The following is a 21,367-nucleotide window of genomic DNA, read 5'->3' as shown; positions in this document are numbered from 1 at the left end:
CGGGACGTCCGGCGGCGGCGCCGGATGCCCGCATGTAGCGCAGGTCGCCCGCCGCGCGAAGCCGGGAGCGTTGTTGGGGCAGACGCGCGCCCGCGTTTCGGCCAGGATCGCCCTGACGCAGGGAGATTGGCGGGGGGCGCATGGCACGACGCACGCTCAAGACACGCCTGCCCCCGCCCTTCCTCAGGCGGATCTGGCTCGACCAGGACCGGATCGCGACGCCCGACGCCTACCCGTTCTGCCTGCCGGTCTTCCGCGGCCCGGATTTCGAGGTCGCCTTCGAGCGGCCGGTCACCGTGATCGTGGGCGAGAACGGGTCGGGCAAGTCGACGCTGCTCGAAGGGATCGCCGCCCTGTGCGGCTTCGATGGGGCGGGCGGCAGCCGGGATCACCGGCTCGACCGCGAGGGCGCGCTCGCCGAGGAGGGGGACCGGCTGGCCGCCGCGCTGCGCGCGAGCTGGCTCCCGCGGGTGACGGACGGCTGGTTCTTCCGCGCCGAGAGCCTGTTCGCGGTGGCCCGCTACGTCGATGCGGCGGCGCTCGATGTCGGCGCCGCGCCGCCCGACTACCTCTCGCACTCGCACGGCGAGGGCTTCCTGCGGGTCTTCCGCGAGCGCTGCCTGCGCCAGGGGATCTTCCTGTTCGACGAGCCCGAGGCGGCGCTCTCGCCCCGGCGGCAGGTCGCGTTCCTGGCGCTCCTGCGGGCGATGGAGCGGGCCGGCAACGCGCAGGCGATCATCGTCACCCACGCGCCGCTCCTGATGGCCTCGCCGGGCGCCGCGCTCCTCCAGATCACTCCGGCGGGCCTCGCGCCGGTGCGGCTGGAGGACACGGCGCATTTCCGAATCTACCGCGACTTCTGCGCCGATCCGGAGCTCTTCGTCGAAGCCGCCCTCGCGGCGCGCGACGAGGACGCGCTGTGAGGCCGGCGGCGGGGCCGCCGGCCGCGTCGCTCACGCCGCCTGGATCTCGCCGAGGAAGCGGTCCACCTCCTGCTTGACCGCCAGCGACTGCGAAGCGAGGTCGGCCGCCGCCGCGAGCACCCGTCCGGCGGCGCCCCCGGTCTCGCCCGAGGCCGCGAGCACCCGGGCGATGGTGGCCGAGACGTCCTGGGTGCCGCTCGCGGCCTCCGCGGCGTTGCGGGCGATCTCGCTCGTCGCCGCGTTCTGCTGCACCACCGTCTCGGCGATGGCCGCCGTGATGGCGTTGACCGAGGCGACGGTCTGGCCGATCTGGCGCATCGCCGCGGCGGCGCGCTGCGCCTCCGCCTGGATCGCCGCGATCTGGCCGCCGATCTCCTCGGTGGCCCGGGCGGTCTGGCCGGCGAGGTCCTTAACCTCCGCGGCCACCACCGCGAAGCCGCGCCCCGCCTCGCCGGCCCGCGCCGCCTCGATCGTGGCGTTCAGCGCCAGCAGGTTCGTCTGGCTGGCGATGGTCGAGATGATCGTCACCGCCGCGCCGATCCGCTCGGCGGCCGAGCCGAGCCCGGTCATGGCGGCGTTCGTCGCCTCCGCCTCGCCCGCGGCGTGGGTCGCCACCTCGCGCGAGCGCAGCACCTGGCGCTCGATCTCCTGCAGGGAGGCCACCATCTCCTCGGCGGCGGCCGCGACGGTCTGGACGTTCACCGCCGTCTCCTCGGCCGCCGCGCTCGACGCCACTGCCTGCCGGTTGGTGGCGTCGGCGATCCCGGTCATGGCCCGCGAGGTGCCGTCGAGCTCGCTCGCCGCCGACGTCACGACGTCGAGAGCGCCCGCGATGCTGCGCTGGAAGCCGCGCACCAGCTGGTCGACCCGGTCGGCGCGGCGCTGGCGCGCCGACTGCTCCTCGACCTGGCGGGCCTCCAGCTCCCGGCGGGCGATCGCGTCGGCCTTGAACCCCGTCACGGCCCGGGCGAGGGCGCCGACCTCGTCGCGGCGCTCGGCGCCGGCGACCGCGACGGTGAGGTCGCCGGCCGCGATGGCCTGGACGGAGCGGTCGAGGCGCAGGAGCGGGCGGCTGATCGAGCGGCCGAGCGCGACCGCCGAGGCGATGCCCACGAGGAGCGCGGCGAGCGAGACCGCGAGCGCGGTCGCCATCATGGCGCTCGCCGTGCCGCCGGCCTCCGCGATGCTGGCGTTGCGGGCGGCGAGCAGGCGCTCGCGCAGCGCCGCGGCGGCCGCGGCGAGCCGGCCGGAGACGGCCTTCCAGCCGGCGACGTCCTTCTCGAAGGCGATGCTGGCGGCGACAAGGGGCTCCACGGTGGCGGCGAGCTTCTCGGCCGGGGCGGCGACGCCCGCCGCGAGGGCGCGGGCCTCCTCGGCGATGGGCGGATTGGCCTTGAGGTCGGCGAGTTCGCGCCGGACGCGCTCCTGCTCGGTGGTGAGGATCTCGGTCTCGCTCGAGGTCGGCCGCGCCACCGTGCGGCGGGCGGAATCCCGCAGCGCCAGCACGGCCTGGCCGAGGCGCAGGGCGGTCTCCGCGGCCGGATCGGCCTCGGCGGCGAGGCGCGCCGTCAGGGTGCCGCCGTAATTCGTGACCCGCGCGGTGAGCGCCACGATCGTGCCCAGCGCCCCGTCGCGCGCCTTGGTGTCGGCGACGATGCGCGCGACGGCGGCGTCCAACGCGTCGAGGTCGGTCCAGAGAGGGGCCGCGTCGGGTCCGATCAGGGCCTCGATCCGGGTCAGGCGGGCGCGCACGCCCTTCTGCGCGGCCTGCGCGGCGACGAGTTCGCCCCCGCCGGGCGCGCGCAGGTAGCGGGTAACCTGAAGGTCCGCGTCGGTGACGCCGTTGGCGAAGTCCGACAATTGGTCCGAGCGCAGGGCGGCGGCCTCGATCGCCGCGACGGTGCCCCCGACCCGGTGCAGGCTGAGGCTCCCGAAGGCGGCGATGCCGAAGAGCAGCAGCAGGATGAGGCCGAAACCGAGGGTGATGCGGGCGCCGATCGACCGGTCGGTGAGGCGGGCGAGGAGGGAGGTCATGGCAGGAGGCTCTGGAGCAGGGGAGGGCGGTCGGTCGTCTCGGCGCGCGCTTCGGCGCGCGCCCGCGCGGCGGCGCCCGATCGCGCTGCGGTCGGGAGCCGCTCTGGGTCTTTGATTATTCAGTATTTTCTGCGACGAGCCGGTATCCAGTTCGTCGGAAAATGCTCTAGGCCCGGATGGCGTCGAGCACCGCCTTGCCGAACTGCGCCTCGAACGGGCCGGCGGCGCTCGCCGCCGCGGCCGCGAAGGCGGCCCGGTCGATGTCGGGGATCACCGTCATGCCCCGCCCCTTCAGGTCAGCCAGCAGCTTCGTCTCGCTCTCGTCGCTGAACCGGCGGCAGACCTGCGCGGCCTTGCGCCCGGCCCTTCGGAACAGCGCCCGCTCCTCCTCCGACAGGGTCTCGTGGAGGCCCCGCGCCATCAGCAGCATGGCGGGCGAGTAGATGTGGCCGGTCAGCGACAGGTACTTCTGCACCCGGTCGAAATTGGCGCTCGCGATGTTGGCGAGCGGGTTCTCCTGGCCCTGGAACTCGCCGGCGCTCAGCGCCCCGTAGAGGTCCGGGAAGGCCAGCGGCCGGGGATCGGCGCCGAAGGCCTTGAAGCCGGCGATCATCACCTCCGATTGCGGCACGCGGATCTTCAGCCCGGCAAGGTCCCGGGGGCTACGCACCGGCACGTCGGTGGTGGTGAGGTGGCGCAGGCCGTTCTCGCCCCAGGCGAGGCCGACGAGGCCGGCGGGCTCGACCTCGCCCAGCGCCTTCTGGCCGATCGGCCCGTCGAGGACGGCGCGGGCATGGCCGACGTCGCGGAACAGGAACGGGATGTCGAAGACGCCGAGCTTCGGCACGAGGTTGGCGTAGCCGGCGCTCGACGTGATCACGAGGTCCATCGCCCCCTTGGCGGCGTCCTGCGTCGTCTCGAACTCCCCACCCAGCGTCCCCGACGGATAAGTCTCGATCCGCAGCCGCCCGCCGGTGCTCGCGGCGATCTCGGACGCGAAGGCGGTCGCGAACTGCCCGGTCGCCGACGGGGTCGCGTTGGTCACCGCGAGCCGGAAGACCCGCGCCCGCGGGCTCGCCTCGGCCCGGCTCCGGGCCGCAGCTCCGAAGGATAGCCCTGAGATCGCCCCCAGGATGAAGCACCTGCGATCCATTGTATCCAATCTTCTTTAGCTCGGAGCAAAATGGCGCGCCGAGAGGCGAGCAATCCAACGTTGCTTTGAGGTCGCTAATACGAGATTAACAGAACACCCTGCGCAACATATCTGGCGATAGGTGGAGGTCGGCGGATCTATAGCAGTCCAGGCCGGGGGAATGGAGCGGTCCGGCCGGTCCTGCCGGGCGCATCAGCGCCGGTGCTTGGCGCGATCCCGGCTCACGCGGCTCTCACCAAGCCCATGCGGCGGAGCTTCGCTCCGCCCGAGAGCTTCGCTCCGCCCGAGAGCTTCGCTCCGCCCGAGAGCTTCGCTCCGCCCGGGAGCTTCGCTCCGCCCGGGAGCTTGGCTCTGCGCACCCGAGCGAAGCCGATGTTCGCATGGGCGCGCGATGCACAGCATCGCCAGATGCGCAGCATCGCCAGATGCGCAGCATCGCCGAGCCATCAGCCGGACATTGTATGATGGGGCGTGGCGGACGGGGCGGTGCGGCGGGCGGATGCCGGGCCGGGCCCCATCCCGGGCTTCGCCCCGCGCGGCGGGCAGGCGGCCCCGGGCGCCGTCGACCACCCGCGGCGCCCGTCGAGGTCGCCGCGGGGTGCGGCGGCGCGGGCGCGCAGCACCGCCCGAGGCGTCAACGCCGGAAGTTCAGCGGGACGGTCAGAACCGTGGCGCGGCCGCTCGGCGGCGGCGGATAGGGCGCGGCCCGGGACATCACGGCCACCGCCTCGGCGTCGAGGGCGGCGTTGCCGGACGACGCGACCAGCCGGGCGCCGCCCGCCCCACCGCTCGCCGTGAAGGTGACGCTCACCACCGCAACCCCAGTGGCGCCGTGGGCCTCGGAGGGGAAGCGCTTGGCGCGCACGATGCGGCTGCGCACCTCGTTCTGCCAGCTCGCGCGGGAGGCCTCGCTCACCGCCTCGCCGGCCACGGGAGCCGCGGTGCGCGCCGCCGTCTGCCGGTCGGAGCGGGAGCCGCCGCCGGCCCGAGAGGCCGTCTTCGCCTGCTCCCGCGGCTTGGGCTTCCGCGGCGTCTCAGACTCCTTGCGCGGCTTCGGCTTCTCGGCGGGCTTCTCGGGCGGCGTCTCCGCCCGCGGCTTCGGCTTGGGGGCCGGCGCGGGCAGCACGGCCTGGGGCTTCACCTCCGGCGGCGGGGGCGGGGCCGCGACGACCGCCTCCTCGGCCGGCGGCGGCGGTGGCTCGGGCGTCTCGGCCGCGGCCTCGTTCGCCGCGGAGGCCGGTCCATCCGCCTGGTTGTCGACCTCGGAGCGCGCGGTCACCGGGATCGGCGCGAGGTTCACCATGATTGCGGCCGGGGCCTCCGCCGGGCGCGGCGCGGCGGCCGGCTCGTCGCGGGTCAGGGCGCGGTAGAGGCCGACATGGAGCCCCGCGGTGAGCGCGGTGGCGAGCGCCCAGGTCAGGGCGCGGAGAGCGGGCGACCGCTCGTCCCGCACCGGCGGCCGGCGTGCCGGGATCGCCGCGACGAAGGCGTCGGGGGGCGGGTGGATCATGGCTGCGCCGCCCCGGTCTCCTCAAGTCCCACCAGACCGACCTTCAGGTAGCCGGCCCCGCGCAGCAGGTTCATCACCTGCATGAGGTCGCCGTAGGACACGCCCCTGTCGGCGCGCAGGAAGATCCGCTCGTCCTTGTTGCCCTTCGCGGCCTGGTCGAGGGCGGTCCCCAGGCCCTCCCGCGCCACGGTCTCTTCCCCGACCACGATCGCGAGGTCGGCCTTCACGCTCACGAAGACCGGGTTGTCGGGCCGCGGCTGCACCGGCGCCGCCGAGGTCGGCAGTTCGACCGGGACGTCCACTGTGGAGAGCGGTGCGGCCACCATGAAGATGATGAGCAGCACCAGGATCACGTCGATGAACGGCGTGATGTTGATGTCGGCAGTCTCGGCCAGGTCGTCGGCGGCGTCGGTCCCGATGCGGATCGCCATGGCCTCACTCCGCCGCGACGCTCAGGTGGGGCTGGCGTAGGCCGCGCCCGAAGGCGCGCCGGTCGAGGTCGCGCGAGAGGTGGCACAGGATCAGCGCCACGGCGTCGCTCATCAGCGCCCGATAGGCCGCCACGGACCGGGTGAGCGCGTTGTAGATCACCACCGCCGGGATCGCCGCGACGAGGCCGATCCCGGTGGCGAGCAGCGCCTCGGCGATGCCTGGCGCCACCACGGCAAGGTTGGTGGTGTGGGATTCGGCGATGCCGATGAAGCTGTGCATGATGCCCCAGACCGTGCCGAACAGCCCCACGAAGGGGCCGGTCGAGCCGATCGTCGCGAGGAGGCCGGTACCCGAGGCCGCGCGCTTGGCCGCGGCGGCCTCGATCCGGCCGAGGACGGCCTGGGCGCGCTCCTTGATGCCCTCGCTCGGCAGGCCGGGCGAGCGGTCGACCTCCTCCTCCGCCGCCTCCAGGAGACGGGCCGGGACGCCCCCGCTGATCGCCTCCGCGGCCGCCGCCAGGCTCTCCGCGGCGCGGATCCGCGTGATCGCCCGACGCATGCGGGCCTTGGCGAGGAACAGGGCGAGGGCGCGCACGAGCAGCACCGTCCAGGTCGCCACTGACGCCAGCGCGAGCAGGACCATCACGCCCTGCACGACCGGGTCGGCGCCCAGGAACATGCCGAGCGGCGAGAGCGGCGCGTGCGGCTTCTCGGACTTGGCCGGCGCGGGCAGCCGGGCTTCCGTGGCGACGGGCGCCGCCGCCGGTTCCGCCGCTTGGGCGGGCTGCCCCACAGCCTCGGCCCGCGGGGCTTCCTCCTGGGCGAGGACGGCGCCCGTCGGGCCGCCCGCGGCGAGGATGACGAGCAGCCCGGCGGCGGCCAGACCGTGCCCGAGACCAAAGTGGCGGCGACGGACGCCACCGCAAGATTTCACGACCATGACGCCACGATCTCCATCACACGTCGTCCGGACAGGGGTTCTGCCTCCTCTGTCGATCGAGGCGCGCGAAGCGACAGCGCCGGCCCCGAAAAAAGTCTCGCACCGGCGCCCCGGACGGCGGCGGTCTCTGGTGGAGGACGTGGCGGGACGTCAGGGGGGCCCGCTGCGGGAGCGGTCCGGTCGGAGCGGGACCCATCGCGTCTCGGGTCTCTCTCGGGGCCCGCGCGGCGAACCTCCGCGCCGCACGCCCGTGCGACACCCGGACCCGCCTCGCGACGCGATCAACCGGGACACGCCGCGCTGAAAAAAAATTTGCGCCGGACGCTGACGCTTCGCACGGCTCGATGGACAAGCCCAACAACAACGGGGCTTGAACGATGAAGACTGGAATGCATCGGTGGTTGTCACGGCGCGTTGCCGCAGGGTCCGCGGCCGCGATGGGGTTCGCTGTGCTCGCGCAGGCGCGGCCCGCGCTGGCGCAGCAGGTCTTCGACTACGACATCCCGCGGGGCGATCTGGCCACGGTCGTGACGCAGATCGCCCGGACCTCGGGCCGGCCGATCGCCTTCCCGGCGGGGCTCGCGGCGGGCCGGGTCGCCGGGCCGATCCGGGGACGCGAGAGCCCCGACGGAGCGCTGTCGCGCGCGCTCGCCGGGACGGGCCTGCGCGCGGTGCCGGGCCCCGGTGGCAGCCTGAGCATCCGGGCCGCCGACGCGTCGGCGACGGCGACCGTGCCGGGCGGGGCCGACCTTGCGGCGATCGACGTGGTCGACAGCGGCGGCGGGCGCTTCGGTGACGACGGCTTCCAGGCCGGCAACGCCGGCGAGACCGTGCGCCTCGCGGGCGCGCCCTTGCGCGAGATCCCGATCGCGGTCACCGCCGTGACCAACAAGGTGATCCGCTCGCAGGGCGTGACGGATCCGAGCGACGCGACCCGCAACGTCGCGGGCGTCACCATCGATTCCAGCCCGCAATGGGGCGGGCAGCCGGCCTTCACGATCCGCGGCATCGGCGACGCGGTCGGCACCCTCACGGTGAACGGCCAGTCCCGCGGCGGCTACGGGGGCGTGCCGATCGACAACGTCGAGCGCGTCGAGGTGCTGAAGGGGCCGACCTCGATCCTGTCCGGGGCGGTCGCGACCGGCGGCGGCCTCGTCAATTTCGCCCTGAAGGAGCCCACGGCGGAGCGGATCCGCGACCTCACGGTCCGCTACGGCAGCTACGCCTACAAGACCATCGCCACGGATCTCGGAGGGGTCGTCGAGGGCCTGGAGGGGACGACTTTCCGGTTCGTCGGCTCGGCCAACCACGCCGCCCAGAACGAGGGCGGCTACCGCGACCCGCACGAACTGCTCTTCGCCCCCTCGCTCCGCTGGCAGGGGGACGGCCTGTCCGTCTCGGGCGGCGTGAGCTACTCGAACCAGCGCTTCGGCCGGCCGTCCGCCACCCTGATTCCCTATCTGGGGGCCGGCGTGCCGGGCGAGATCCTGAGGGTGCCGCGCGGCGTCCCGCGGGGCAATCCCGGCTACGGCACCCTGTCGCAGGATCTCACCGCCTGGACCAAGCAATCCTACGAGGTCGGCCGCGTCCTCGACATGGACGTGACCCTCAACAACAGCCTGCAATATGCCAAGAGCCGCGGCAGCGCCCTGGCGGCGATCTACGAAGACACCCTCACGATACCGGGATTCATCCAACCTCTAGGACTACAGTCCTACAGTGTGTATTCAAGAAACATCACCGACAGGTTCGACATCACGGCGAATTACAGAAGCGATATCTTTAATAACACAATGAAGTTGGGTTATGATTACGTTAAGAAATACGACAGGGCGAGCTTGAATTTCGCGCTGGCATTCCCCGGGAACCTGGATCTGCTCACCGGCCTGACCGAGGACGGAGCGCGGCTGCCGCGCGTCAAGCCGTTCCTGGACATCAGCGAGCGCGACTGGACCGAGGCCCACGGGATCTACGTGATCGACAAGATCGACATGCTCGACAACCGGCTGCACATCCTCGGCAGCGTGCGGCGCGACAGCTACGAGGCGTCCTCGCTCGTGGCCGCGCCGCAGGATGTCGTGTCGTCGGCGGGGCTCAACAAGGGAAGCGGCGCGGGCATTTCCTGGGTGGCCGGCGGGGCGTTCGACGTCGCCCCGTGGCTGACCGTCTACGGCAACCGGAGCGACGGCGTCGCGGCGGACCCGACCTTCAACACCGTCACGGGCGCCATCTACAAGCCGGAGGAGCGCGACCTCGCCGAGATCGGCGCCCGCACCTACCTGTTCGACAAGCGCCTGACCCTCACGACGTCGCTCTACGACCTGGTGCGGAACAACGTCACGATCGCGGATCCGATCGATCAACGCCGGACCTTCACGGTCAACGGCCTGCGCACCCGCGGCGTCGAGGTCGAGGCGCAGGGCGAGATCGTGACCGGCCTGAACCTGATCGCCGCCTTCACGGCGCTGACGCCCCAGCTCCTCGACGAGCGCGCGCGCACCACCACGGCGGCGGCTCTCAACGGCATCCCCAAGCAGATGGCGAGCCTGTGGGCGACCTACAGCTTCCAGGACCCGGCGCTCTCGGGCCTGACGGTCGGGGCGGGCTTCCAGTACGTCGGCAGCTCGCGCGTCGGCTCGTTCGATTCCACCAACCTGTACCGGCTGCCCGGCTACGTCACGGCCGACGCGATGATCGGCTTCGAGAAGGGTGACGTTCGGGTCGACTTCAAGCTCAACAACATCCTGAATGAGTACGCCTACCTGCCGAGCCGATACGCCTACTACATTCCCCTGCTGCGCGGGCGGAATGCGCTGCTGCAGATGACCTACAAGTTCTGACGCGGCGCGCGGCGCGGCCCAGGCGCCTCACCGATCCGAGAGCACGAGACATGTCCTGGCTCAGCGCCGCACTGTCGGCCGTCGTCGCCCTGGCCGCGACGGTCGCCGTCCGGCAGGCGGATCCCGACCTCGCCCTGGTCGCGGGCGCCCTGGCGCTCGCCGCCGTCGGCGCCGCACTGTCGCGGCGGGTCTCCACCTTCCTGCGCGTGCCGATCGGCCTGTTCGGCTGGGAGGCCGTGCTCGCGGGCCTCGCGCGCAGCCTCGTCCCATGCGGGCTCTGGCCCGCCGGGCTGCCCGCGCCCGAGGTCCCGGTCCCGATCGTGGTGACCTTGGCGGGCTTCGTCGTTCTGTTCCGGGCGGCCGCCCTGGTCCCGGCTATCGCCCGGGCGATGGCGATCGCGGACATCTACCTCGACGGGACGCGGCGCCTGACCGCGACGCTGCCGGGCGGGCGCCCGATCCTGCGGATGCGCGAAGCCGCACTCGCCCGGCTCCTCGCGGGCGGCGTGATCCTGCTCGGCCAGCTGGTCGTGGTCTTCGAGCTGCGCTTCGTCCTCGTCTTCAGCGACCTCTCCGACGCGCTGCAGGCCTACGACGCGGAGCGCTACTGGCCGGCCGTGATCGGCCTGCCTCTGTCGATCGGGCCGTACTTCGCCGCCAGCGCCCTGCAGGACGTCCTGATGCGCCTGCTCGGGATCCGCTGGCGCAGCGACCTCTCGGCCCACTATGCCCGTCGCTGGATCGGCACCCCGGCCCATTACCGGATGGTCCTGACCCGGTCGGACACCGACAATCCGGACCAGCGCATCCAGGAGGACTTGGCCGCCTTCATCGGCGGCGAGGGCGACCGGTACGGCGTCTACACGTTCATGGTGGCGCTCGTCTCGCAGCTAAACTCGTTCCTCACCTACGCGGTCGTGCTCTGGACCCTGTCGGCCCGGGTCGATTTCGGCCTGCCCTTCGCGATCCCGGGCCTCCTGCTCTGGCTGGCGATCGCCTATTCGGGTCTCTTCACGGCCGTGACGGCGGCGATCGGCCGGAGGCTCGTCCCGCTGTCCTTCGCGCGCCAGCACCTGGAGGCGGATTACCGCTACGCGCTGGCGCGGCTGCGCGAGCACGGCGAGCAGGTCGCCCTGATGGGCGGCGGGCCGGCCGAGGTGGCGATCCTCGGCCGCCTGTTTCGCCCCATCCGGCACAACGCCTATCGGATCGCGGCCATCCACGGCCTGCTCGGCATGATCTCGAAGACGACGACGGTGCTGAGCGACCGCAGCCACTACTTCATCCTCGGGGCCTTCTACTTCCGGCACGAGGTGACGCTCGGCGACATGGTCCAGATGGGCGCCGCCTTCGCGAGCGTCGCCGAGTGCCTGACCTTCGCCTCGCGGTCCTTCCCGGCGCTGGCGGAACTCCGCTCGGTGCTCGACCGGCTCATCTCCTTCGACGACGCCCTCGCGCGCGCGGACGCGCCGGCGCGCGGCGAGCGGGCGGAGGGGCCGGCGGGCAGCGGGATCGCGCTCGACGACCTGACGATCCGGCTCCCGGACGGCCGCGCCCTGTCCGCTCCCCTGACCCTGCGCTTCCGGCCCGGGGAGAGCGTGCTCGTCACCGGCCCGTCCGGATCGGGCAAGACGACGCTGCTGCGCGTGCTCGCCGGGATCTGGCCCTTCTGGACGGGCCGGGTCGCGGTGCCGGCGGGTGCCCGCCTGCTCACCCTCCCGCAGAAGCCCTACCTGCCGGTCGGGACCCTGCGCGCGGCGCTCGCCTATCCGCATCCCGAGCCCGGGCCGCGGGAGACGGCCGCGGAGGCCCTGGCGGCGGTCGGCCTCGCGCACCTGATCCCGAGCCTCGATGCCGACGAGGGCTGGGCGCAGCGCCTCTCCGGGGGCGAGCAGCAGCGGTTGGCCGCCGCCCGCGCCCTCCTCGCCCGCCCGGACTGGCTGCTTGTCGACGAGGCCACCTCGGCCCTCGACGCCGCGGCGGAAGCCCAGGTCTACGGGGCGCTCATCCGGATGCTGCCGGAGACGACGATCATCTCGATCGGGCACCGCGAGAGCCTCGCGGCCTTCCACACCCGGCGGCTCCGCGCCGGGATCGACGACGACGGGCGCCTCGCCCTGGACGCGTCTCCCGCGGCGGAGGCGGAGCGCGCCCACCGTCTCGGCCCGCATCCGTCCGGAAGGGTCGCCGCGCTCGCGGCGGAAGCGGCCTCACCATGACCGTCGGCGTCCGGGATCGTCGCCCTCGGCGCTGTCGCTTTGGTCCGCTCGTTCGACAGAGGGAGTGGGCCTCCCGGAGTCGATCGGACCGCGCCGGCACCCGGTGGCGCTCGGTGGGACGATGTTCACGAAAGAGAACGACCGACTCGATGACCGGGAGCGTTCTTCGAATGTCGTACTTTCACGTTACAGCACCGTATTGATGATCTATCGAGGAGAATTTTCTGCTTCAAACCGTCGAATTTGAGAAAATTAATCTTACTATATACTGTTGTGTGTCAGGGCGCGTCGTGAGAAAGTGTTTACCTTAGGTCAATCAACCGTGGAGATCATCACAGATGACGTATCCAGCGTACGGTGCCGCGATCCCTGGGTCGGGCGTGCCTGACTCGCGTGCATCGCAACGGGATCGGGGAAACCGCGCTGCGGGGGGCGAGAGCGCCACCGCCGACGCGTTCGACGGCACCGATGCGTGGCCCTGGTCCGACCTGCCCGCCATACGCCTGCTGTCCTTCGGCGATCCTCTCGGTGTGGGCGATGGGCACGCGGCCGGGTTCGACTCCGGGACCGCGTCCTTCCCGGCGCTTCGCCCGCCGGCCCTGACCGATCACACCGGTCCCGGCTGGCACGCGCCGGCCCGGCCGTCCTGGCCGAGCGGGTTCGCGCATCCCGAAGCCCCGTGGGCGGCCGACTTCCTGCTTCGTCAGCTGGAGGATGCCGGGATCCGCGCCGACGTCGCCAAGGCCCTCGACGCCTCCCGCGACCCGTTCCGCCTCGACCACGCCGCGCTGATCCACGTCCTCCAGGACGCGGCGGCCGGGGGCGTCACCGCGGCGGAATTCCGCACCCTCAAGACGCTCGACGGGCTGGTCAGCAAGCCCGGCGGCTTCCGCACCAGCGCCTACGACGCCTACATCACCCACGCGCTGATCGCCGGGGACCCGGCGAATGTCGACTGGACCGGCGGAAGTGCCGGCAACTCGGTGCCGCTCGGCAATCTCGCGGCGGGCTCGTCCGAGCTGCAGGCGGACCGACTGATCGGCAAGTGGTTCCTCGGCACCGACCATCCCGGCCTGAAGGACAGCTCCGGCGCCACGGCGGAGTACGCGCTCGATCCGGACCCGCTCTACGGCTCGAGCGGGACGCCGCGCTGGCAGGACTTCCACCAGGCCGGCCTCGGGGACTGCTACCTCGTGGCGGCGGTGGGCCAGATCGCGCTGCGGGAGCCGGGGGCGATCACCTCGATGTTCACCGACAATCACGACGGGACCTACGGGGTGCGGTTCTACGACTGGAACGACAAGCCGGTCTACGTCACCGTCGACAGTCAGATCCCGTACTTCAAGACGCCCGATCCGGTCACCGGGGAGCGGGTCACGCCGTTCGGCGGGCCCGAGATCGGCGCCACCGATCGCGCGAAATGGGGCGCGCTGATCGAGAAGGCCTACGTGCAGCTGAACGACAGCGGAACCGAATACGATCATGACGTTCTCGCTCAATACGCGAAGAAATACGGCCCCAATGCCATACCCTATCTCGGCGAAGAAAGAGGGAATCACTATATTGATATCCAAGCGGGATATAGTGAACTTATCCATTATGTGACTGGAAAGCATGTCACAGAAACTGAAAATATAGAGGATCCTAACATTCTCAACGCGCTACGCGGCAATCAGGAAGTGATTCTCTCGTTCAACGGTGAAGATTCCGACCGCTTCCTCAGTCAGCATATGTATCAAGTTCTCGACTATCGCGAGGATACGCATGCCTTTGAGCTGAGAAATCCGTGGGGAAGCAACGATTATTGCGTGTTCTGGGCGACACCCGAGAAGATCACGGCGCAAAAGCCGGAGATCTTCTACGCATCCGGAGCGACACACTTCGCCGCCGAGGCCTGAGGCCGATGACCTCGGGAGCGCACCGACCGCGCGCCCGAGCACCCGCCTTCTGATGTTTCAGCACTTTCTACGATGATCCCGGGGTCGCCTCGTCGGAGCGCGCCCTCTCATGCCGCGAGGGTAGAACCATGACGTCCACGTTGTCCGTTGCCCGGTCCTGGATCTCCGATCCGTTCGGGCCCGGGGCATCGCGCAACCGGAAGGACGAGGAGGACGGGACCGCGCCCGACGCCGCCGACACCCGGACGGGGGCCGATGCGCAGCCCTGGGCCGCGCCATTCTCCTTTCTGGCACCGCATCGCTACGAGAGCGGCGGAGCCCACGGGCTGGGCGCGGATGCCGCGACATTCCACGCGCCGAGGATTCCCGACGCGGCCATTGCCCGGCCGGCCGACTTCCTGCTCCGCCAGTTGGAGGATGCCGGGATCCGCGCCGACGTCGCCAAGGCCCTCGACGCCTCCCGCGACCCGTTCCACCTCGACCACGTCGCGCTGATCCACCTCCTCCAGGACGCGGCGGCCGGGGGCGTCACCGCGGCGGAGTTCCGCACCCTCAAGACGCTCGACGGGCTGGTCAGCAAGCCCGGCGGCTTCCACACCAGCGAATACGACGCCTACATCACCCACGCGCTAATCGCGGGCAACGCGGCCAACGCCCACTGGACCGGCGGATCCGCCGACGCGCCGGTGCCACTCGGTGATCTCGCGGCGGGCTCCACCGAGCTGCAGGCGGATCGACTGATCGGCAAGTGGTTCCTGGGCACCGACCATCCCGGCCTGAAGGACAGCCTCGGCGCCACATCGCATTACGCCCTCGACGCAGACCCGCTCTTCGGCGCGAGCGGCGAGGCCGGCTGGCGGGACGTCCGCCAGGGCAACGTCGGGGATTGCTGGCTCGTCTCAAGCCTGGAGGAGATCGCGCTGCGCGAGCCCGAGGCGATCGCGTCGATGTTCACCGACAACCACGACGGGACCTACGGCGTGCGCTTCTACGACTGGAACGACACGCCGGTCTACGTCACGGTCGACAGTCAGCTGCCGTACGCCCCGCCCGAACTGGCCGGCCCCTCCCCCTGGCTGACCTTCGCTGGCCCCGAGGACGGCACCGCCGATCACTCGAAATGGGCTCCCCTCGTCGAGAAGGCCTTCGCCCAGCTGAATGAGTCCGGAACGGAGTTCGACAGGGACATCATCGAGCAAACCAAGAGGGAATTCGGCCCTCATGCCGCCGACGGCATCGATCGTCATCAAGAGAATTCGTACATCGCGATCAATGGCGGATCAACTGAGCTGATACACTACATCACAGACAAACACATGAGCTACTCATACGACCCAGAGAACTCCGATCTGCTCGCGGCGTTGCGGACAGGGGAAGAAGTGCTGGCTGCGCCGGAGAAGGAACTGACGGAAAACTACGTTTCCGACCACATGTTCTCGGTGGTCGGTTACGACGACGAGTCCCACAGGGTCGAACTGAAGAATCCCTGGGGCTCCGGGCCCGGCTACGAATTCTGGACGACGCCGGAGGAACTGAAGCTGAACAGGACGATGCTCTGCTACGTGTCGGAGCCGGCGCAGATTTGAGGCCGCGCCACCGCGGCGACCTGTGCCGGGCGAACCCGGGGCAGGTCGCCGCGCGATCAGGCCGGCGGCGCGTCCGCGCCCTCGCCCGGTCCGATCGCGACCCAGTAATGCGCGACGCTGGTCATCGACAGGTTCTGCGAGGCCGCGAGGATCTCCAGCGCCTCGTGCGGGCGCCGCAGCGGCAATACGCCGGTGACGCGGATCTCCGCCACGGCGGGATCGAGTCGGATCATCCCGGGGAAGTAGGGCCGCAGCGCCCGCACGATCGAGGCGACCGAGCGGTTCTTCGCCACCAGGAGGCCGTCGAGCCAGGCCGTGGCGTCGTCGGGGTCGACGGCTTGGCGGCGGAATCCTCCGCGCTCCAGCGCGACGCGCTCACCCCGCCCGAGCGGCACCCGGCCGCCGGCGTCGAGGGCGATCTCGGCCACCCCATCGAGCCCCGTCGCCGCCAGGAGGTCGGCACGCCGCTCCACCAGGAAGCGCCCCGACCCCGCCTCAAGGCTCAGAGGCCCGGCGTCGAGCCGGAACGGGGCGGACCGCGCCGCCACGCGCAGGAGAACCTCGCCCTCGATCAGCCGGAGGGCGCGCCGGCCGGCGGCGTAGTCCACGTCCAGCGCCGTCCGCGGACCCAGCACCGCCTCGCTCCCATCCGCCAGCCGCACGCTCTCCTGCTCGCCGGTGCGCGTCACGTGGTCCGCCAGCAGATGGCCCAGCGGCACGAACCGGTCCGCCACCAGCGCCCCCGCCGTGCCCAGCCCCAGCGCCGCCGCCAGGCCCGCCAGCACCGACCGCCGGTCGGGCCGCCGACGGCCGGCCAGGTGCGCCGTCAGCGCCCCGCGCGGCAGGTCCTGCCGGGCCGCCACGCCCAAGGGCATCAGGCCCTCCTGCAGCTGCAGCCACGCCGCCTCGTGGCGCGGATCCGCCCCGATCCAGCCCTCGAAGGCGCGCCGCTGCTGGTCCGTCACCGCCCCGGAGGACAGCTCCACCATCCAGCCGATCGCCGCCTCGACCGGCAGGTCGTCGCGCGCAGGCGAGGCCGCCGCAGGTCTCCGCCTGGTCATTCCTGGCGCAGCCGCGCCTCGCAGGCGGCGCGCAGGCCCTGCGCCACGTACTTGCGCACCATGCTCACCGAGACCTTCAGGGTGGCCGCGATGTCGGCGTAGGCCATGCCGTCGATCTGGCTCATCAGGAAGGCCCGGCGGGCCTTGGGCGAGAGCCGGGCGAGCATGGCGTCGATCGCTTGGAGGGCCTGCCCCAGGATCAGGCGCTCCTCCGGGGAGAGGTCGAGCGCCTCGGGCAGCAGGGCCAGCTCCGCCTCGTAGGATCGCCGGAGGTCGTCGCGCCGGCGCGCATCGTAGATCAGGCGGCGGGCGATGGTGGTCATCATCGCGCGCGGCTGGCGGACCGCGGCGAGGTCGGGCACCTGCAGCAGGGCGAGGAAGACGTCGGAGGCGAGGTCCTCGGACGCGGTCACGGTCCAGCGCTGCCGGCCCAACCAGCGCGTCAGCCACGAGCTGTGCTCGCGGAACAGGCCGTCGAGCACAGGTGCATTCCGAACCGACACTGATGCTGCGGCGCCAAAGATCGTGCCCAACTCCCGGTCCCCTTGTGTGCTCTGCCGCAGCGTCAGAACCCTCTACGCCGAGAGTTTATGAAGGGGGGCAGCGCTTGGCAATCCTAACCTTTCGGCAGTGACTAGCAGGAATCGTGCCCTGAAGGCCCAGATAAGAGACCATTGTTTCGTCATCCTTGGGTCATCTCGCTTGGCGAGGCCTGCCGCGCGTCGGCGCGCGCGGCTCCGTCTGTGACGCCCTCGCCGCGGCCCTCTGCAATCCTGAGATGACTGAGCAAGGCGGGACAGTTGTGCCGGGGGCGTGCGGCGATCCGTCGTCCTGCGTAGAGGCGTGCCGTCCCGATTCGCCCAGTAGCGCAAAGTTGTATCGGACCGACAGGCCCTTCCCTTCTATTGTGGTTCTGCAAACAGTAATCTATCGTCGAAAATCAGCCCACCCTTGGGCTGCCCTGTCTCCGTTTGATTGACAGATTAGATGAAAGTGAGAAGGCGCCACTGATATCGGCGCGACAAAGATGGTGAGGGCAGCGAGAATCAGCGAGGTCAGGTGGCGGATCCGGTCGCTCCGGCGAGCCGGGTGCGGGCCGCTGGCCGCCGCGCTGCTCGCCTGCGCGGGGGCGGTGGTCGCGGCCGCCCCCCCGGCACGCGCTCAGAGCCCGCCCGCCTTCGCCATCCCGGCGGGAGACCTCGGGGACGTGCTGGCCCAGATCGGTCTGGCCGGCGGGCGCGTGATCGCGTTCCCGGCCGAACTGACCCGCGGGCGCGTCGCGGGGCCGATCGCCGGGCGCATGAGCGTCGAGGAGGCGGTCGCCCGGGCGCTGGCCGGGACGGGCCTCGCGGCCGTGCCGGGCGCGCACGGGGCCCTCACCATCCGGCGGGCGCAGGCCGCCGGGCAGGCGCGGGACGCGGACGCGCTCCCGCAGCCCGACGAGATCGCGCTCGCCGTCATCGACGTGGCCGACCTCGTGGGCGGCACCGGCGACCGCGGCTTCGCGGCCGGGACCACCAGCACCTCGGACCGCCTCAACATCCCCCTCAAGGAGGATCCGCGCTCCGTCGTCGGCGTCACCCGGGAGGTGATCCAGGCGCAGGCCCAGACCTCGATCCTCGACGCGGCCCGCAACGCCAGCAACGTCACGGTCAATAACGGCGCGGCCCAGGGCCAGGGCATCCCGAGCTACACCATCCGCGGCTTCAACGTGCAGAACGTGATGGTCGGCGGGCGGTTGGCGCCGCGCGGGGTCAACATCCCGATCCAGGACGTCGAGCGCGTCGACGTGATCAAGGGACCGACCTCGGATCTCACCGGCGTCAGCTTCGCCGGAGGCGGCATCAACGTCATCCCCAAGGTGCCCGGCCCGGACCCCATCCGGCAGGCGGAGGTGTTGCTCGGCAGCCGCTTCTACCGCACCCTCGCCTTCGATCTCGGCGGGCCGGTCGAGGGCACCGAGGGCCTGCTCTACCGGGTCAACCTCTCGGGCAACACGGCCGACACGGCGCCGGGCGGCGACCGCTCGCCCCACGAGGGTCTGATCTCACCCAAGGTCCGCTGGAGCGACGGCGCGACCACGGTGACGGCCGGCACCCGCTACTTCGACCAGATCTCGGGCCTGCCGCCGATGACGATCGGCAACTCCGCCCTCCACTTCCGCCCGGTTCACGTGTCCCGCGACGCGCCGATCGGGACGCCCGATGCCGGAGCCTCGTTCCGCGTGTTCAATCCCCAAATCGACATCGAGCACAAGTTCGGCAGTGTCGATGCCGGGGATCTCGGATCCTTCGATTTTACCGCGAGAAATCGTACGGGATACATCTCCAGCAACTACACATCTATTGGATATATCGCCGTTTCAGCATCCGACTCTCCGACGACGGTGGCGCCTGCGGGGGGTATTTTATCAAAAACAGAGAGACAAATTGTTACGCAATCCGACTTGATTGTCTCTCATTATTTAGGTGACTACGAAAATACTATGCGATTAGGAGTCGATTATACGTCAGATTTTCAATCCACATTGAGCGCTTTGACCTATCCGAGCCTGAAGTTCGATGTGCTGGCGCCGCCTTCCACCCTGCCTTTGCCGAGCCGCACCGGCCTTCGCCGCAAGACCTACACGGATGACGACGATCTCGGCTTCGCCTTTCAGGATAAGATCGATCTGTTCGACCGGCTGCATATTCTCGGGACGGTGAGACAAGATTACTACAATGAAGTTGATACCTACAGCACGAGCAAGAGGATCACGAGAACCGATCAGAGGGCACTCACTTACAGCGGCGGCGCGGTTTACGACGTCACCAAGTGGATGAGCATCTACGGCACGATGGCGACCGGCTTCCTCCCGAACCAGGGCATCCTCGGCGACGGGCAGCCGGCGCCGCCGCGCTTCAGCAACCTGAGCGAGTACGGTTGCAAATTCAACCTTTTCAACGACAAGTTCCGCATCACGGTCGCACGCTTTGATAACGAATTCAGCAACACCATTATTTATAATTATGGACCGGGAGGAAACTACCTGGGACCCGGCGATCGAGCCAGCGGGGTCGAACTCGATTTTCAAGGGCAGATTACCGACAATATCAGCGTGATCGGCGGGCTGGGCCGCACCTTGTACAGGAACACCAATGCCAAGCCCGGCGACGCCTACCCGGGCGTGCCGACCTACACGGGCACCCTCTTCGGGGTCTACACCTTCACCGAGGGTGCGCTGAAGGGGTTTCAAGTCGGCGCGGGCACCCGCGCCATCGCCGGCACCTACACCAGCTTCGGGCCGAAAGCCGGCAATTCCACGATCCCGGGCTACGTCCTCTACGACGCGATGCTCTCCTACACGCGGGACGCCGTCACGGTGTCGCTGAACGTCAAGAACCTGCTCGACCGCTACTATTACGAACCGACACAGGTGCCGTACTTCATCCCGGTCGGGCTGGGACGCACGGTCCTGGCCCAGGCCCGGATCGCGTTCTGAACCGATCAGCCGGTCCGGGTCGCCCGGCCCGGCCCGATCGTCACCCAGTAATGCGCGACGCTGGTCATCGACAGGTTGAGGGAGGCGGCGAGGACCTCCAGCGCCTCGTGCGGGCGGCGCAGCGGGAACACGCCCGTGGCGCGGATCTCCGCCACGGCCGGGTCGAGGCGGATCATCCCGGGGAAGTAGGGGCGCAGCGAGCGCACGATCGCGGCGACCGGGCGGTTCTTCGCCACCAGCAGACCGTCGAGCCACGCGGTGGCGCCGTCGAGGTCGACCCGCTGGCGCAGCGGCCGGCCGCCCTCCCGTTCGACCCGCTCCCCGCGGCCGAGCGGCATCGGGCCGGCGGCGTCGAAGGCGATCTGGGCCACCCCGTCGAGCCCCGTCGCCGCCAGGATGTCGGTGCGCCGCTCGACCATGAAGCGGCCGCTCTCGGCCGCGAGGCTCAGCGGACCCGCGTCGAGGCGGAGCGGGGCGGAGCCGGCCGCCACGCGCAGGAGGACCTCGCCCTCGATCAGCCGGAGGGCGCGCCGGCCGGCGGCGTAGTCCACGTCCAGCGCCGTCCGCGGACCCAGCACCGCCTCGCTTCCGTCCGCGAACCGCACGCTCTCCTGCTCGCCGGTGCGCGTCACGTGGTCCGCCAGCAGATGGCCCAGCGGCACGAACCGGTCCGCCACCAGCGCCCCCGCCGGGCCCAGCCCCAGCGCCGCCGCCAGGCCCGCGACGACGGATCGGCGGTCCATGCGCCGCCCGGCCAGGTGCGCCGTCAGCGCCCCGCGCGGCAGGTCCTGCCGGGCCGCCACGCCCAAGGGCATCAGGCCCTCCTGCAGCTGCAGCCACGCCGCCTCGTGGCGCGGATCCGCCCCGATCCAGCGCTCGAAGGCGCGCCGCTGCTGGTCCGTCACCGCCCCGGAGGACAGTTCCACCATCCAGCCGATCGCCGCATCGACCGGCAGGTCGTCGCGCGCAGGCGAGGCCGCCGCAGGTCTCCGCCTGGTCATTCCTGGCGCAGCCGCGCCTCGCAGGCGGCGCGCAGGCCCTGCGCCACGTACTTGCGCACCATGCTCACCGAGACCTTCAGGGTGGCCGCGATGTCGGCGTAGGCCATGCCGTCGATCTGGCTCATCAGGAAGGCCCGGCGGGCCTTGGGCGAGAGCCGGGCGAGCATGGCGTCGATCGCTTGGAGGGCCTGCCCCAGGATCAGGCGCTCCTCCGGGGAGAGGTCGAGCGCCTCGGGCAGCAGGGCCAGCTCCGCCTCGTAGGATCGCCGGAGGTCGTCGCGCCGGCGCGC

The 21,367-nt window shown here is 70.9% G+C and carries 15 protein-coding genes; 6 read left to right on the top strand and 9 right to left on the bottom strand.

Annotated features, from left to right (window positions below; all coding sequences use genetic code 11):
- The first annotated feature begins 140 nt into the window (after positions 1-140).
- Entirely contained in the window at positions 141-923 is a 783-nt protein-coding gene (locus ACW9J6_RS07270; RefSeq protein ID WP_457115785.1) for an AAA family ATPase, read from the top strand.
- 30 nt (positions 924-953) lie between these two features.
- Here the strand turns inward: ACW9J6_RS07270 and ACW9J6_RS07265 are convergent, their stop codons facing one another.
- From ACW9J6_RS07265 to exbB, 5 genes are all read right to left on the bottom strand, one after another.
- Positions 954-2,957 carry a methyl-accepting chemotaxis protein gene (locus tag ACW9J6_RS07265; RefSeq protein WP_457115784.1) on the bottom strand — a complete coding sequence of 668 codons (2,004 nt, stop codon included), beginning with the start codon at positions 2,955-2,957 and terminating at the stop codon, positions 954-956.
- A gap of 166 nt (positions 2,958-3,123) precedes the next feature.
- Positions 3,124-4,110, bottom strand: coding sequence for a DctP family TRAP transporter solute-binding subunit (locus tag ACW9J6_RS07260; RefSeq protein ID WP_457115783.1), 987 nt, complete (start codon positions 4,108-4,110; stop codon positions 3,124-3,126).
- 634 nt (positions 4,111-4,744) lie between these two features.
- Positions 4,745-5,620, bottom strand: coding sequence for a TonB family protein (locus ACW9J6_RS07255; RefSeq protein ID WP_457115782.1), 876 nt, complete (start codon positions 5,618-5,620; stop codon positions 4,745-4,747).
- Positions 5,617-6,051 carry a TonB system transport protein ExbD gene (exbD, locus tag ACW9J6_RS07250; protein WP_457115781.1) on the bottom strand — a complete coding sequence of 145 codons (435 nt, stop codon included), beginning with the start codon at positions 6,049-6,051 and terminating at the stop codon, positions 5,617-5,619. The genes ACW9J6_RS07255 and exbD overlap by 4 nt, the downstream gene beginning before the upstream one ends.
- Positions 6,052-6,055: 4 nt before the next feature.
- Positions 6,056-6,991, bottom strand: a complete 936-nt coding sequence (gene exbB, locus ACW9J6_RS07245; RefSeq protein WP_457115780.1) for a tonB-system energizer ExbB — start codon at positions 6,989-6,991, stop codon at positions 6,056-6,058.
- Between the two features lie 437 nt (positions 6,992-7,428).
- Here exbB and ACW9J6_RS07240 point away from each other — a divergent pair, with 437 nt between their 5' ends.
- From ACW9J6_RS07240 to ACW9J6_RS07225, 4 genes are all read left to right on the top strand, one after another.
- Positions 7,429-9,831, top strand: coding sequence for a TonB-dependent siderophore receptor (locus ACW9J6_RS07240; protein ID WP_457115779.1), 2,403 nt, complete (start codon positions 7,429-7,431; stop codon positions 9,829-9,831).
- 50 nt (positions 9,832-9,881) lie between these two features.
- Positions 9,882-12,050, top strand: coding sequence for an ABC transporter ATP-binding protein/permease (locus ACW9J6_RS07235; protein ID WP_457115778.1), 2,169 nt, complete (start codon positions 9,882-9,884; stop codon positions 12,048-12,050).
- Between the two features lie 338 nt (positions 12,051-12,388).
- The gene (locus ACW9J6_RS07230) at positions 12,389-13,948 is read left to right on the top strand and encodes a C2 family cysteine protease (protein WP_457115777.1); all 1,560 of its coding nucleotides are present in this window, start codon (positions 12,389-12,391) and stop codon (positions 13,946-13,948) included.
- 128 nt (positions 13,949-14,076) lie between these two features.
- Complete coding sequence (locus ACW9J6_RS07225; RefSeq protein ID WP_457115776.1) at positions 14,077-15,534, top strand: C2 family cysteine protease; 1,458 nt, start codon at positions 14,077-14,079, stop codon at positions 15,532-15,534.
- A gap of 56 nt (positions 15,535-15,590) precedes the next feature.
- On the opposite strand, the gene ACW9J6_RS07220 is transcribed toward ACW9J6_RS07225, so the two are convergent.
- Both ACW9J6_RS07220 and ACW9J6_RS07215 read right to left on the bottom strand, forming a co-directional pair.
- Complete coding sequence (locus tag ACW9J6_RS07220; protein WP_457115775.1) at positions 15,591-16,595, bottom strand: FecR family protein; 1,005 nt, start codon at positions 16,593-16,595, stop codon at positions 15,591-15,593.
- On the bottom strand, positions 16,592-17,077 hold the full coding sequence (locus ACW9J6_RS07215; protein ID WP_457115774.1) for a sigma-70 family RNA polymerase sigma factor: 486 nt from the start codon (positions 17,075-17,077) through the stop codon (positions 16,592-16,594). Before ACW9J6_RS07215 ends, ACW9J6_RS07220 begins: the two co-directional genes overlap by 4 nt.
- Positions 17,078-17,802: 725 nt before the next feature.
- On the opposite strand from ACW9J6_RS07215, the gene ACW9J6_RS07210 reads away from it, so the two are divergent.
- Positions 17,803-20,076 (top strand): TonB-dependent siderophore receptor, encoded by a 2,274-nt coding sequence (locus ACW9J6_RS07210; RefSeq protein ID WP_457115773.1) that lies wholly within the window; start codon positions 17,803-17,805, stop codon positions 20,074-20,076.
- 5 nt (positions 20,077-20,081) lie between these two features.
- On the opposite strand, the gene ACW9J6_RS07205 is transcribed toward ACW9J6_RS07210, so the two are convergent.
- Both ACW9J6_RS07205 and ACW9J6_RS07200 read right to left on the bottom strand, forming a co-directional pair.
- The gene (locus tag ACW9J6_RS07205) at positions 20,082-21,077 is read right to left on the bottom strand and encodes a FecR family protein (protein WP_457115772.1); all 996 of its coding nucleotides are present in this window, start codon (positions 21,075-21,077) and stop codon (positions 20,082-20,084) included.
- Positions 21,074-21,367, bottom strand: a 294-nt coding sequence (locus ACW9J6_RS07200; RefSeq protein ID WP_457115771.1) for a sigma factor-like helix-turn-helix DNA-binding protein, incomplete at its 5' end; no start/stop codon positions are given. The genes ACW9J6_RS07205 and ACW9J6_RS07200, both read right to left, overlap by 4 nt.

It is taken from the genome of Methylobacterium sp. JK268, assembly GCF_054052225.1.
Note: the sequence above shows the minus strand (reverse complement) of the source record. Positions and strands in the feature narration are given on the sequence as shown.

What these genes read in the sequence shown, in the direction of transcription:
- ACW9J6_RS07270 (WP_457115785.1), top strand. Translation starts at nt 141, where the DNA reads ATGGCACGACGCACGCTCAAGACACGCCTGCCCCCGCCCTTCCTCAGG.
- ACW9J6_RS07265 (WP_457115784.1), bottom strand. Translation starts at nt 2,957, where the DNA reads ATGACCTCCCTCCTCGCCCGCCTCACCGACCGGTCGATCGGCGCCCGC.
- ACW9J6_RS07260 (WP_457115783.1), bottom strand. Translation starts at nt 4,110, where the DNA reads ATGGATCGCAGGTGCTTCATCCTGGGGGCGATCTCAGGGCTATCCTTC.
- ACW9J6_RS07255 (WP_457115782.1), bottom strand. Translation starts at nt 5,620, where the DNA reads ATGATCCACCCGCCCCCCGACGCCTTCGTCGCGGCGATCCCGGCACGC.
- exbD (WP_457115781.1), bottom strand. Translation starts at nt 6,051, where the DNA reads ATGGCGATCCGCATCGGGACCGACGCCGCCGACGACCTGGCCGAGACT.
- exbB (WP_457115780.1), bottom strand. Translation starts at nt 6,991, where the DNA reads ATGGTCGTGAAATCTTGCGGTGGCGTCCGTCGCCGCCACTTTGGTCTC.
- ACW9J6_RS07240 (WP_457115779.1), top strand. Translation starts at nt 7,429, where the DNA reads ATGGGGTTCGCTGTGCTCGCGCAGGCGCGGCCCGCGCTGGCGCAGCAG.
- ACW9J6_RS07235 (WP_457115778.1), top strand. Translation starts at nt 9,882, where the DNA reads ATGTCCTGGCTCAGCGCCGCACTGTCGGCCGTCGTCGCCCTGGCCGCG.
- ACW9J6_RS07230 (WP_457115777.1), top strand. Translation starts at nt 12,389, where the DNA reads ATGACGTATCCAGCGTACGGTGCCGCGATCCCTGGGTCGGGCGTGCCT.
- ACW9J6_RS07225 (WP_457115776.1), top strand. Translation starts at nt 14,077, where the DNA reads ATGACGTCCACGTTGTCCGTTGCCCGGTCCTGGATCTCCGATCCGTTC.
- ACW9J6_RS07220 (WP_457115775.1), bottom strand. Translation starts at nt 16,595, where the DNA reads ATGACCAGGCGGAGACCTGCGGCGGCCTCGCCTGCGCGCGACGACCTG.
- ACW9J6_RS07205 (WP_457115772.1), bottom strand. Translation starts at nt 21,077, where the DNA reads ATGACCAGGCGGAGACCTGCGGCGGCCTCGCCTGCGCGCGACGACCTG.